The sequence below is a fragment of the Blautia faecis genome, from assembly GCF_027662325.1.
In the GTDB taxonomy this organism is placed as follows: Bacteria; Bacillota; Clostridia; order Lachnospirales; family Lachnospiraceae; genus Blautia_A; species Blautia_A faecis.
On the sequence record NZ_JAQDKY010000061.1, the window covers coordinates 1 to 12,870 of the forward strand.

The 12,870-nt window shown below is 34.9% G+C and carries 11 protein-coding genes; 1 reads left to right on the forward strand and 10 read right to left on the reverse strand.

Features of this window, described 5'->3' with window-relative positions:
* Positions 1-270: 270 nt before the first annotated feature.
* The 8 genes from PGQ38_RS18110 to PGQ38_RS18145 all read right to left on the reverse strand — a co-directional run bounded on the left by PGQ38_RS18110 (position 271) and on the right by PGQ38_RS18145 (position 5,985).
* Positions 271-1,053, reverse strand: coding sequence for a transglutaminase-like domain-containing protein (locus PGQ38_RS18110; protein WP_187565877.1), 783 nt, complete (start codon positions 1,051-1,053; stop codon positions 271-273).
* A 186-nt stretch (positions 1,054-1,239) separates the two neighbouring features.
* Positions 1,240-1,881, reverse strand: coding sequence for a hypothetical protein (locus PGQ38_RS18115; protein ID WP_173735723.1), 642 nt, complete (start codon positions 1,879-1,881; stop codon positions 1,240-1,242).
* A 97-nt stretch (positions 1,882-1,978) separates the two neighbouring features.
* Complete coding sequence (locus PGQ38_RS18120; RefSeq protein ID WP_204453236.1) at positions 1,979-2,392, reverse strand: sensor histidine kinase; 414 nt, start codon at positions 2,390-2,392, stop codon at positions 1,979-1,981.
* Positions 2,393-2,449: 57 nt separating this feature from the next.
* Positions 2,450-2,929, reverse strand: coding sequence for a histidine kinase dimerization/phospho-acceptor domain-containing protein (locus PGQ38_RS18125; RefSeq protein ID WP_204453245.1), 480 nt, complete (start codon positions 2,927-2,929; stop codon positions 2,450-2,452).
* Between the two features lie 135 nt (positions 2,930-3,064).
* A complete protein-coding gene (locus PGQ38_RS18130) occupies positions 3,065-3,550 on the reverse strand; it encodes a hypothetical protein (RefSeq protein ID WP_173735721.1) in 486 nt (161 codons plus the stop codon).
* Positions 3,551-4,828, reverse strand: a complete 1,278-nt coding sequence (locus PGQ38_RS18135; RefSeq protein WP_204453247.1) for an AAA family ATPase — start codon at positions 4,826-4,828, stop codon at positions 3,551-3,553.
* Positions 4,829-4,856: 28 nt separating this feature from the next.
* Positions 4,857-5,093 carry a helix-turn-helix domain-containing protein gene (locus PGQ38_RS18140; protein ID WP_178090653.1) on the reverse strand — a complete coding sequence of 79 codons (237 nt, stop codon included), beginning with the start codon at positions 5,091-5,093 and terminating at the stop codon, positions 4,857-4,859.
* A gap of 202 nt (positions 5,094-5,295) precedes the next feature.
* On the reverse strand, positions 5,296-5,985 hold the full coding sequence (locus PGQ38_RS18145) for a hypothetical protein (RefSeq protein WP_148463288.1): 690 nt from the start codon (positions 5,983-5,985) through the stop codon (positions 5,296-5,298).
* A 346-nt stretch (positions 5,986-6,331) separates the two neighbouring features.
* Here PGQ38_RS18145 and PGQ38_RS18150 point away from each other — a divergent pair, with 346 nt between their 5' ends.
* A complete protein-coding gene (locus tag PGQ38_RS18150; RefSeq protein ID WP_204453249.1) occupies positions 6,332-8,560 on the forward strand; it encodes a glycosyltransferase family 4 protein in 2,229 nt (742 codons plus the stop codon).
* 17 nt (positions 8,561-8,577) lie between these two features.
* Here PGQ38_RS18150 and PGQ38_RS18155 read toward each other — a convergent pair whose 3' ends face one another.
* Both PGQ38_RS18155 and PGQ38_RS18160 read right to left on the reverse strand, forming a co-directional pair.
* Entirely contained in the window at positions 8,578-11,523 is a 2,946-nt protein-coding gene (locus tag PGQ38_RS18155; RefSeq protein ID WP_195478015.1) for a hypothetical protein, read from the reverse strand.
* A 309-nt stretch (positions 11,524-11,832) separates the two neighbouring features.
* Entirely contained in the window at positions 11,833-12,750 is a 918-nt protein-coding gene (locus PGQ38_RS18160; protein ID WP_148463291.1) for a tyrosine-type recombinase/integrase, read from the reverse strand.
* Positions 12,751-12,870 lie beyond the last annotated feature (120 nt).

The window sequence follows — 12,870 nt, forward strand, 5'->3', positions numbered from 1 at the left end:
GCTTTTTCGTGCCTTCTTTTTACTATAAAGAGAATCCGAAGTCAATATTAGAGATGTTGCAATAGTGTCGCATTTTGGTTGCAAATAGATACGCCAGCCAATATCAGATGCAAAATTTCCATAACGAATCTCTTAAACCATTTTTATCTTCTAAATTATATATGATTTAGGAGATAATTTAATCATTAGGATATAACTTCCTATCGCTATCAAAATGCAATCTACAGGCATACTTCATTTCTGCCCCAGCTTTTTATTTTCAATCTGAAATCATCTCGCAATTGTAAAATGAAATACCAGCTGTTCCTGCTCCTCAGCTGAAGTTCTTAAGGATTTTCGAATTCCGGTTGTGTCTGCAAAGATTCCACCATATGCATCAACCTTGATCCACTTTCTGTTTACCTTTACTTCATTCCACTGGTGTGTCCAACTGCCCGCATTTACATGCCGTACTGGAACATTCGCAGCCTCACAAAGCAGCGTGTATGCTTTTGCATATCCAGAACAGGCTGCTTTTTTCATTACCAGAGCGGCGTAGGCTTCATTGCCATAATTTTTCTGGTATGCTTCTGAAGACTGGTTTAACTGCCAGGAGCAGTGTTCTGTTAAATATCGAAACAGAACAAATGCCCGTTCTTTGGTACTTAAATCTGCAGTTACATATTTTTTTACAATTTTCTTCGCTTCCTTTTTAGCCAGGCTAAGCCTCTTTGCTTTATCTAGTTCTTTGACAATGACCTTACATTTTAAGGTTCGTTTTCCAACTTTGGCATAAATGTATGCCGTTCCGGCTTTTTTTCCCTTCACTTTACCAGAAGAAACTGAAACAACTGATTTTTTAGAAGAACTCCATTTTACTTTCTTTTTGCTTCCTGATACCTTCAGCGATGTGGAAACTCCCCGATAGATAGTAACTGTCGATTTGTTCAGTTTCACTTTAGAAGCCTGGACATTCACCGGTCTTATAAAGACTCCAAGAAATAAAACTGCAAATATCATCCAGGCTATTGTTAATTCCTGCATTCCTGTTTTCCGTGTTCTTACCTTTTTCATCGTAAGCCCTCCATTTTCTGAATGATTTCCTGCTGCAGTTCTAATATAATAAGTTGTTTTTTTCTAAGTCAATAGGATTTTGATCTTAATAAAAAAGTGATTTATCATTATCTGTCTATAGATGTGACAAACTGCTGTACGACAGCTTTTTTTCTTTTGCTGTCGTACAGCAGAATGGTTTAGTTATTATTGCTGAACGGAGTCCGCTTCTTCTTGTGTGAGCTGACCATTCTTAACTGCATCAGAAATGGCTTTGTCTAATTCCTCAACTGTGGAATAATCCCCAATGTGTACTGTTTTTCCGTTATCTTTTGTTACATCAACACTATAAGAGGAAACTACATCTTCAGTAGGCGGAATCATGGAGTAGGTATCGCCGTCACCGTTGTCTTTGGAATACAATACTCCCTTTTTGATACTTTCCAGAGTTTCTTTATAGCTGACCATCATAGCATCTACGCTTTCCTGCGTAAATTCATGGAATGCGCCTTGCCCATCATACCAACCATCTCCGGTTCCAATCAAAGATTCCATTTCTTTTTTCTGTTCGTTCATCCACACTTCGTATTCATCGGCTGTCCACCACTGCACATCCGGTGCCGCATTGTTCTTCTCATAATCTGCCTCGGCAACCCAATTTTTACCGTCAACGCTGATTTGTCCACCGTCTGTATCCTGATAGAGAATATCTGCGCTGGATGTGTTTCCCGTTTCGGATGTTGAAACCTTTGGTGTGTCCGAAGCCAATGCGCTTGCATAAGTAACCCCTGCAATGCTTAAACAGATTGCTCCGCACAAGCCTATTGCCAAAATTTTTTTGTTCTTCATAGATAAGACCTCGCTTTATAAGAATTATAGCTGCCCTCTTGAGGTCAGCTATAATATAACAAAGCAGCTTGGATATAGTTTGCATGGATTATGGATTTTAGATGGAGTTGTCTATCGGCTGCCTGCAAGGCAATTCAAACCAAAACCGTACACCATTGCTTGTATTTGAAATGCCGTACTTTGCATGGTGCATTTTCATAATTTTATGAACAATATAAAGTCCTAATCCAGTTCCGCCTGTATTGCGGTTACGAGATATATCTGCCCGATAGAAGGCTTCAAACAAATGTGGAATAGCATCGTCAGGCACACGGACACCTGTGTTTTCAATTTCACCACGAATTGTGCCATGTGTTTCGGACAAAGCTATACGAATCAATTCACCACTTGGAGAATAGCGAATTGCGTTTACTAATATATTTTGAATTGCCCATTCCATCTGTGATTGTTCCACTACACAATAAAGGTGGGTAGGAATATTTGCTTCAAGGTGCTGTTTCTTTTCTTCCAATAAATCTGCTACTGCGGCAACCTGTACCCGAAGTATTTCCGCAAAATCAACGGTTTTTTATTCCGTTTTTTGAGTTTCTTCCGTTTTGGAAACATACAACAACTCTTTTACCAACTTCTCCATCCTATCAACAACGGCAAGCGAACGCTCCATGTACTCTATGTGATTTTCATAGCCGCTGACTCCGTTCAGCATCCCCGCCAAATGTCCTTTCAAAATGGTTAGTGGTGTTTTCAGTTCATGGGAGGCTGCCGAGAAAAAATCTACCCGCTGTCTTTCTAACTCCTGTTCCTTTTCAATATCTGTTTTGAGCTGTTGGTTGGCAGCTTGAAGGTCGTTCAATGCAGTGGATAGCGAAGCAGATAATGAATTTAGATTTTGCGCCAAGCAACCTAATTCATCTTCTCGTCCTGTACTACATTGACCGGAAAAATCCAGTTCCGCCATTTGCTTTGAAATCTTGCTCAGCCGCACAATAGGCCGAGTGATATACCGTGCGTAGAGCCATGCACAAAGGAGCGAAAGCAGAAAGACCATTAGGATGACATACGGAAGATTCTAAATATTGCTCCACTCTATTCTGTAAATTCATTTTTAATACCCCTTTTCCTATTTCATACCACAGTATTGTAAAATATTTTTTTTGTCAAAAAAGGGTATTTTTCACCACTGCTATTTCTCCCGTCTGCGTGAAATTGACAAATTATCCTGGTAACAGCTTAGGTGCTTATCCTTACTCCAGATCATAATCCGACCAACCGCAGGCACTTCATTCTTGTATTTTTCATAAAAGCGAATAATACTCATATCACCGATTCCCATCTCCATTTTTTGCGCACAATCGGGAAATTGATCCGCTATTATAAGTAAGTCTTCTTTTGTAAAACCTACTCCATACAATTCCCATGGAGCTTCCTCCTTTGCTGTTTTACGCAAAAATTCCTGAAATTTTACCGCTTTTTCTCTTCTTATATTCCCATCTGCAATATGCGAAATATGATTTCCGCTTTCAATGATTGTAGCCAGCGGTAAAATTAATGTTTCGTTTTGTTCTATAGCCTCATTAAATTCCTTTTTTACACTTTCATATTCCTGGCACATATGTGGAATTCTCAAAAGATTCATTACTATGGATGTGTCAATAAAACGAATATTCATTTAAAAATCCTCCATCCAGGAATAATCCTTTTTCTCACTGGGACATTTAATTAAATTCAATAAGGACTCGTCCAGCATGGCTTCCCCAAGACCACCGCGTACAAATACTTGCGGATAATTTTTAATATCTACAAATGGAATAAATTTGCTGGTTCCCTTCTCATTTTCACGATAGACAACAGAGACACCTAATAACTGTTGTTTTTTATATCCATTTAATAGTACTGGATTATGCGTTGTCAATATAATGTCTATCTTTCTTTTCTCCCCAAGCAGACTCAGATTTTTGATTAATGCCTGCACTCTGCTTGCATGTATTCCATTATCAATTTCTTCAATTACAAGAGTGCTGCCCTCAGGAATTGTTAAAATGGCTGCCACAATAGCTATGCATCTCAAAGTTCCATCTGACAATTTTTTTGCATCAAATAATTCTGACGAATTAATATATTTTTCTCTGAGTGCAAAAATAACATCATCAAGCTGTGTGGTGATGAATCCAATGTCCTTGATTTCATTTTCTGGTAGATCACTTACTATCTTTAAAAGTTCTTTCTTTTTCTCACTGTCTTCACACAAATGGCGTAATACTGCAGAAATATTTTCACAATTTTCTTTTAAATCAGTGTCTGTTATCCGCACATAATCTCTCATATCAGAAGGGACTGGATTTAATATAAATATTTTCTTTAAATTTTCCAGAACCAGCTCAATATAGCCAAAGCACTCTCTATCTCGATACGTGTTCTGAGGAAGCTTTGTCCTAAGCTGTGCCAAAACAGAAGAAACCCGCATACAAAGAATGTCTGGATTTCTGCCAGCCTTTTTATCATTATATTCCGCCTGGATATCACCACTTTCCTTGGACCGAAGCTTTGTCTTAAATATTTTTTCCCCACCAGCAAGTTCTGTTTTTCCATTCACAACTTTATATAAAGCTTCTTCCTCAACCCAGACTTTTTTATTGGTACTGATCTTGATATAATAATATAAATCATATTTTTCATCCAAATCAATCAGACAGCCCAGTTTAAAAGCCGAAGTTTTAAACCGACAACAGGATTTACTTCCTCCACGAATGTGACTGTCCATATTACGGGTACCATCAAGAATTGTACCTAACTCCAATCCCGTCGCAGTATCAGCTAAAATATGGATTCCCTCAATGGCATTGCTTTTCCCGGAAGAATTTGTTCCGATCAAACTTGTCAATGCCTCTAGGTTTAATTCTGCCTTTTCAAAGCTTTTAAAATTTTCAAAAATAAAGCTCTTAATCATAATCTACTACCTTTCTGCGGCTTCCTTATTAGCAAAAATAGTCCTCATTCTGTGGCAAAAGGTTTTGCTTTTCAATGATAGCCCTTGCGTCATCCAGATCTTTTTGTAAGTTTCTAATTTTGGTTTGGAGCTCAAATTCCTTAATCATATTTGAAACAGTTCCTTGAGATACACCCATAAGCTTTGCGATTGCATTTTGTGTATATCCCATTTCACGGTTCAAAATATATGCGATTGCACTGTGTTTTATAGTTAATCTTCTCATAGTTACCCTCCATATTTTAATAATTTCTAATATAATCTAATATTATTAAATATCTTTTTTCCTAAACTGTCAATACTAAATTCAATATTTTGAAGCGTTATTTACTATAAACATACGCAGCAAAATATGTACTTTTCCTTATAAATATCCCTCTTTCCGCCAAAAAGAGAATGCATTCTTTTGCTTCCTCTCTTTAGTCTGCTTAACAATTACTTCCTATTGCAGGGTTACGCCTTTTAATAGTACTATTGCTGTTTTTATTCCGACAAACTTCCCTGTACTTGTCTATAGTTTCTTTTAAGTAACTCAATGCAAATTCATCTGCCTCTTTTTCTTTAGGAATATTTCTATATTCCTCTGTATACTGACGAAATAGCATCCGCTCTTCTGCGCTTAAACGATTGTCCTTTTCCCTTGCCTGACGTTGTAAAACAGAGTCTTTCAAAGCTCGCATTTTTTCATAGTTGTTTTTTTCTTGTTCGTAATTCCAAGTTGTATAAGCAGCTACATTTTTATCCAATGACATAAATTGATTCCAATGTCCAACTTCATGTAAAAATTGGAATAAAACAAGACCAATTTTTATATCAACTACACCTTTGCAATAAGGCCGGATCATTTTACATGTGTACTCATAAATACCAGAGTCATCCTGCTTAAACAATTTCTCAATTTCTTCAACAGAAGAATCCATGATATGTATTGCCGCTGTTGTACTTGTAAATTCATTTTTATTTTCTGATTTTTCGTATCTTTTGCGTTCGCCTTTTTCTACTGGTGTAAAAAAGAAAGGTGATTGTCCATTTGCAAACTCTCTATAGCTTCTATTTTTATCGAAAACGATATTGGCTTCAAAATTGTTAATAGAACAAATTAAATCTTTAGTTTCCACATCAAGGCTCTCTTTCTTAATATTTTATAATATTTATTAATATTATGTAATTATATTTTATAATATTTGCCTTGAATTGTCAACATCTGTATCTAAATTACTTTGGTTATTGATGTTCTGATAAATATAGCTTCTCAATACGAACAGGCTAGCCCGTGCACATTAATTAGTAGTGCCATATGGTATCCTCCTTCTCTTCTTTGTTGTCCAGCGCCGTGCTACTAGATATTCGTTCCTTATATGTATTACAAATCATAATTTTCCATACTTAGTTTAATAATGGATAATTAGCAATTATCAATTATTCCACATAACCAGCTACGCTTTTCTTATTTGAGGCAAAACTATGACAAGACATATTTTGTTGTTATGTTTACTTGGAAATCCATTTGAATTGAATCTTGGTGGTCATCAAAGGACGGTATCGGAAATAATAAATCATTTTAAGGATACTCCACAGTTGGAATTAACCGTGATTACAACCAACTGTTCATTGAAAGAACTAACTGCAAACCATTTATGTTCAAACATTACCATATATGAAATCCCTATAAAGAAACAATGGTTGGAAAATCAGGACTTGCTATACAATAACAAGGATTTTTTATATAAAACTATAAAAAATATTTATGAAAATATAGAACAGCCAATAGCACTGGTACATTCTACCTATTGGATATCCGGCTTGTTAGCCAGTCAATTATGCAGTGATCATCATTTAATACAGATTCATTCTGTAATCAGTACTTCCTGTGAACGAAAAAGAAATGGGTTTCCCCCTGTTTCTTCCCATCAATATGAAAGCGAACAGTTTTTTTTGCCAAAAGTAGATTGTATTCTTTCAATTGCAGAGTCGGAATATGAGTTGTTGGTAAAAGAATATCATATTGAACCACATAAAATTATTGTTGTAGGCAGAACTGTTGCAGACTGTTTTTTGCATCCGTCGCACCTTCCCTCAGGAAATCTGGGACAAACGCGCTCTGTTAATTACAATGCAATGGATTTACAGGGCACTGAGTGGTGGATAAATGGAGCGTTCTGCTATATAGGAAGAATCGTCGATCAGAAGGGGGTTAAAGAAATAATTCTCGCCTGGGAAATTCTGTATAAGAAATACCTGAATCTGACACCTCCCATGTGGTTTATTGGCGGTACTGCTGAAGATATCAGTAAGTATCGCAGAATAATAAAAGAATATGTACCAGATCTTGAAACATATGAACAGCAGCACAAAATATATTGGTGGGGATTCTTATCTGATGCAGGAATTTCTAACGTGTTACTCAAATGCAGTGTATTGATTATGCACTCTGCTTTTGAGCCTGGAGGAAGAGTGATTCTGGAAGCAATGTCTTCAGGAAAGCCAGTTATAGCGACTTATTCTGGCTTTGGAAACAATTATGTACAGGATTGGTATAATGGTTTTCATGTGGAGTATGGAGATTTCCAGAAACTATCCCGATATTTGGAATTGTTTATAACCAATCCGTATTTGTCAAATATGCTTGGGATCAATTCCAAAAGTCTTTTCAGAAAAATAAACCGGAATTGGGATTATTTCCGAAAAATATCTGATTTATATTTTGGTTTTGGAACAAGCCAATACACCTATAAAGGTAATTTATTTTATAAAAAAATGCAGCCACAGTATCCTAATCTGATAGATGCATTTCCTTACAACGATATAAAAAATGATATTTCAGATATTAGTACTGAATTTTATATAGAAGAAGCTTCTATTGTTCCTATGGAAAATAACCAAAGTTATTTATGGAAAACACCTTGTAAAGTAATCAAACAGTATTATAATCGTTTTAACTATAAACAGGAATGGAATACATATGATCCTAAGCAGGTTATTCCGCTTATGTCTCTTTATGACGCTGCGGTTTTTTCTTCCTCCCTTACAGGATTTTTACCAATTACCGAACGTTCTGATGTGCTGTTTTCTTATATTATGCCTGCTGGAAGAGTATTAACCAATGACGAAAGTCTAAAAGAGATGCCCTTATTGCTGAAAAAGCTTAGGGAACCGTATACGGAGACATCGTACGATGAGACTGATTTATCAGAAACAAACAGTAAATTTCAATTTCAACATAAATATTATACAATACAGGCTCTTGTAAAAGAATTAAATACTGCGATGGAAAATCACCCCATATTTAATGCTTCTGAGGTTAACTGCACAAAGAGCATATTTAACAAAATTACACATATTCGCACCCAGATCCCGTCCAAATATGGGATGAATTATGGAAAAAGCATATTGAACCATATTGTACAGTCCAATGTGCAGACTTTCCTTCTTCCAAGTTGTGACATTTATTTTGGAGAAACAGGTATTGATGAGGCTTATACCTATATGGAGTATTATGGGGATAGCATATTAGAACCTCTGAATTCGCAGAAACTTCAATTAATAGATAATACTGTTCTGTTATGGATTGGCGTTTTATTGATAGAGCAATATATTGAGAATAAGATATTACATAAAAAGTGCAAGATAGAATTATCCTCTATTTCGAATTTTTATGATGGTTTTTTTGAAACTGTCCTGTTATTAATATGAAATAACAGGACAGTCCCTTAACATTTGATCATAAAATTTCCATCCACATAGTAATAAGTCTTTTTCAATTCTGAAACTAAAGAATGAGAGATAAAGTATTCGAATTCTTTTGGCAAAACTCCAATATCTGTCTGCGTTACCTTTTCGATTATCTTGGTATATTCAGTTTGATCATTTTTATATAGGATCCTCAGCATGAGCAAAATGGAAACAATTTCTTTATCAGTAAAGAAGTCCGTATATGCTGTTTTATTATCAGCTGCAAAAATATGTTTAAACTTATCTTGTTTGGAGCTATAATATCCCAAGATGATTTCTCTGGCATGCATAACGGCTTCAGATTTATTTTTTAATTCCAGATTGATCAGTGCCAGATTTGTTTTTGCTATCCAGCGGTAGGTTTGATGCTCTGTACGATCCTGTAAACCGGCAGCTTCATTAAATGCCTCGATAGCTTTTTCCCATTCTTTTTTTGCCCAGAAAAATTGCCCTAGTAAATTATAAGACCGGCTTAATTCAACATATAGGTTATTCTGATAAGCCTTTCCGCACAGATCTAATAATTGCCTGATATCTGTCATTTCTTTGGAATAAAATAGAACCGTTAATTCATTAAATTCCAGGTGAATTTGATCTTCCAAGGATAAAGCTTCTTTATATGTTTTTAAAATATCTATGTTTGCTTTAGCTTTTTTGAAGTTTCCCCTATTGATACTGATTGCTAATAGGTGATCGTAATAGCTGTATTTCAGAAGCATATTTTCCGGGAACCTTTTTATTCCCCGTTTAAGACTAAGAATACAGCAGCTCATTCCATATTGATGTTTTATGCCAATGGCGCGGATGTGGCGTAATTGGGGTTCTATTGTTCTCAGTTCGTCCGTCTGCCTTATAAGTGCCTGATACTGCCCCACAGCCAGGTAATATTTTGCCTGTAGCAAATAATACCATTTCATTTGTTCAGGAGAAATTTCAGCAATTAAAGAAAGGTTATGTAATTCACGAAACCAAGTTTGCAGCAAATCACTATGGAAATCACATAATTTTAGGCAACAGTAAGATGACATTAGAAAAATGTCAAATAATTCTGAAACGGAAAAATCATTTTCCATTAAATTATATACATCTTTTAATAAAGATTGAGCAAGTACATAATCTTCCTGAAACAATAGATTCGAGATAACTTCTTTCCATTTTTCTCCCAGGTATTGCCTATTTTCCAGGAAAATTGCCAATTGGATTTTTTTTATAGTTTTACAAAATTTGTCAACAGATAATAATTCAATTTTATCAAAAAGCATTGTATAAATTTCATGCTGCCTGTACGAGGAAAGAAAAGCCATTTGCTGTAAAGGACCTAAATAGAACATATGTCTGATCTGGATGTTACCATTTTGAAATTGAAATAACTTCGTACGGATCAGACCTTCCTTTACAGAATAATTATTACATATAATCTTTAAATCGGATTCGGGAAGCTTTCCCTCCATCAAGCCAATCATGCAAGCCAGATTCTGAACCTCTATTTCGGATTCTACTATTATTTTTTTGACATATTCGAGGGAAATACTTTGAAGATATTTCTGATTTTTATATAATCTTGGCATATCCAGAGTGTATAAAGAGCCTCTCATTCCCAAATCATGTCTGAATAGTTCTGTAACAGTATCAATGAGCAAAGGAGTTCTCGGTAGAATTTTCTTCAAAGCCTTTTCTTCCTCATAGGAAAATTCATTTTTATACTTATATTCAAAATACTGGCTTAATTCTACGGAATCGAATTCCTTGATTTCTGTTATATATATAACAGGAACGTCTCTCATAAGATGCGACAGAAAATCTTCACATTTCTTAATATCGGTTCTAATTTCAAGTAAAAGTAAAATATTTTCCTTTTCAAATTTTTTTATAAATTTGTTTAAAATTTGAAAAGCTGAACCAGAAGCGTAATCCAGATTATCAAAATATATAACCTGTTTTTTTCTCCTTAATATAGGCACATATATGCGATATAAATATTCAAAAAAGTAAAACTGTAAGATATCCTGCTGCGTTTCATTTGGCACAGATTTCGGTTTCAGAATATTTAACAAGGAGGTTCTTGAACGGATGCTTAATTCTTCTTCAGATAAATAATCCGTTATTTCATTTATATCCTGCTCAGAAAAATTCGTAATATCCAAAGTATCAATATTCCAAATAGATGAAAGAATTTTTAGCAGAAATGCCTGCACGGTAGAAAATTCTTCCATATTAATTTTATGATAAGGAATTGAACCTTCTCTATACATTTTATTTAGCAAATGCTCAATAAAAAAGGACTTTCCACAGCCTGAGCAACCTTTTATAATGACAATACCCTTTTCCCCGGAAATAGCCTTATAGCACTGATCCAGCTGATTGTTTCTATCAGATCCAATAAGTTTGCTTAATGAAGTAATGTGTACTTTTTTCTCAAATGATACTCGTTTGGAGGCCGGATGAGTACTTACAGAATCTATTAATTTTTTCAAAAAAGTGGGTGAATATGTATCCTTCAAAGTTTTATACAATTCTTTTACTCTGTCGGATACCTCAAAGATATCAACAAGCTCTACTTGTATATTTGAAAAACTGGAAAATTTATGTATTCGTTTCTGGGTTTCAGTGGAATAATGCAGGTTTGTAAAGATGTATATTTTCTGCGCCATTAAATTGATTGCTATAATCAATGTTTTGGAAAAGTCGGACATAGGCAGATCTTTATTTGACAGTTCGCGGAGCTTTGATTCTGATAATATTTTACATTGATCTATGTTCTCATTACCTGAAGCGATTATAATAAGTCCATCATAACCACCATCCTTGCGATTGGGAGTATGTGTGATAGAATAACTGATTTCAGAATCTGCTGGTAAATATGTCTCTAATATGCTGATTGAAAGTTTTTCAAACTCTTCCCAATTGTCTGTTGCAAAACTCATGTTATCTTTCATCCTTTTAATGCACGAAATCTTTTAATAATGGATAATTGCTAATTATCTTATTTTCGATTATAACAAATATTGATTCATTTTTCTACTAATATAAACTTCGTTCTATATAAACCTATAGGGAAATTTTAAGGTCTACTACTCTCGTATGACAAAGAAATCCCATGATTTAGACTTTTAGCAATCTGCACTATCAGATTCTTTATTCTGCCCTCGGCTAAGTCATATCGAATATTAACATACGACAACAAGACCACCTTTTCAGCTGGTCAGAGAATTTTTATATTTTCGATGTATTTCTCACGCAACATTCACAATTTTCATATTATTCCTTGGATGCAGTTCTCGTAAAATATCCGCTTGTTTTTTGGCGGCTATATGAATATATATCTGGGTCGTTTTTATTGATGAGTGTCCCAAAATCTGCTGTACACAACTTACATCAACACCTTCTTCAATCAAATATGTAGCGAATGAATGCCGGAACATATGGGGTGTAATCTTTGTTTCAATTCCGGCCTTTTTCGTGTATTTTCTCAGCATAAGGCGAATAGATTGTTCTGTGTATCTGTTGCCTCTTTTATTCACAAAAAAATACCCACTCTTTTTTATTTCCTTTTCATTTTCTACATAATATTTCCGCAGAATTTCCAAAACTGCATCATTACTGATTTGAATATATCTCTCTTTTCCTCCTTTCCCCATAATTCTTATCAGTCCAGAATTCAAATTTATGCTCTCATTTCGGATATTTGAAATCTCGTATACTCTCGCGCCGGTGGCAAAAAACAGCTCTACAACCGCCGCATCACGCAAACCGTATTTATACCCAGAGCCAGAAAGGTCTTTCAAGTAAGTATACATATAATTGAGAAGCTGCTCGATCTCTTCTCTGGGGATAATTCGAGGAAGAACTATTGTCTCTTTAAATTTAACTTTTATTTTTCGAAAAGGATTCTGGTCTAACATTTCCTCTTCTTCCAGGTAACTATAAAAGGCTTTTACCGAGGCAATTTTTCTTTTCACTGTTTTCTGCTTGTATTTTTTATGCAGATTCGTAATATATCTCTCAATTGTTTCTTTTTCAGGCTCATCACAGCACACAAACGAAAAATATTGCTTCAGATCAATACGGTACGCTTTTACTGTTTTGGCGTCCAGTTCTTTTCTGTAGGTACAATATTCTAAATACTCTTTTGCTCTATCCTGTAAATTCATTGTTAATACTCCTTTTTTTTCCTATCACAGTACTGTAAAATGAATTTTTTGTCAAAAAAGCCAAACATAAAACATCTGATTTAGCTGCCGTGTATTCGATAATTTGTAGTTATCCATTGA

Coding starts and splice junctions, on each gene's coding strand:
- PGQ38_RS18130 (WP_173735721.1), bottom strand. CDS start 3,550: ATGAATATTCGTTTTATTGACACATCCATAGTAATGAATCTTTTGAGA.
- PGQ38_RS18155 (WP_195478015.1), bottom strand. CDS start 11,523: ATGAGTTTTGCAACAGACAATTGGGAAGAGTTTGAAAAACTTTCAATC.
- PGQ38_RS18110 (WP_187565877.1), bottom strand. CDS start 1,053: ATGAAAAAGGTAAGAACACGGAAAACAGGAATGCAGGAATTAACAATA.
- PGQ38_RS18140 (WP_178090653.1), bottom strand. CDS start 5,093: ATGAGAAGATTAACTATAAAACACAGTGCAATCGCATATATTTTGAAC.
- PGQ38_RS18135 (WP_204453247.1), bottom strand. CDS start 4,828: ATGATTAAGAGCTTTATTTTTGAAAATTTTAAAAGCTTTGAAAAGGCA.
- PGQ38_RS18150 (WP_204453249.1), top strand. CDS start 6,332: ATGACAAGACATATTTTGTTGTTATGTTTACTTGGAAATCCATTTGAA.
- PGQ38_RS18115 (WP_173735723.1), bottom strand. CDS start 1,881: ATGAAGAACAAAAAAATTTTGGCAATAGGCTTGTGCGGAGCAATCTGT.
- PGQ38_RS18160 (WP_148463291.1), bottom strand. CDS start 12,750: ATGAATTTACAGGATAGAGCAAAAGAGTATTTAGAATATTGTACCTAC.
- PGQ38_RS18125 (WP_204453245.1), bottom strand. CDS start 2,929: ATGGTCTTTCTGCTTTCGCTCCTTTGTGCATGGCTCTACGCACGGTAT.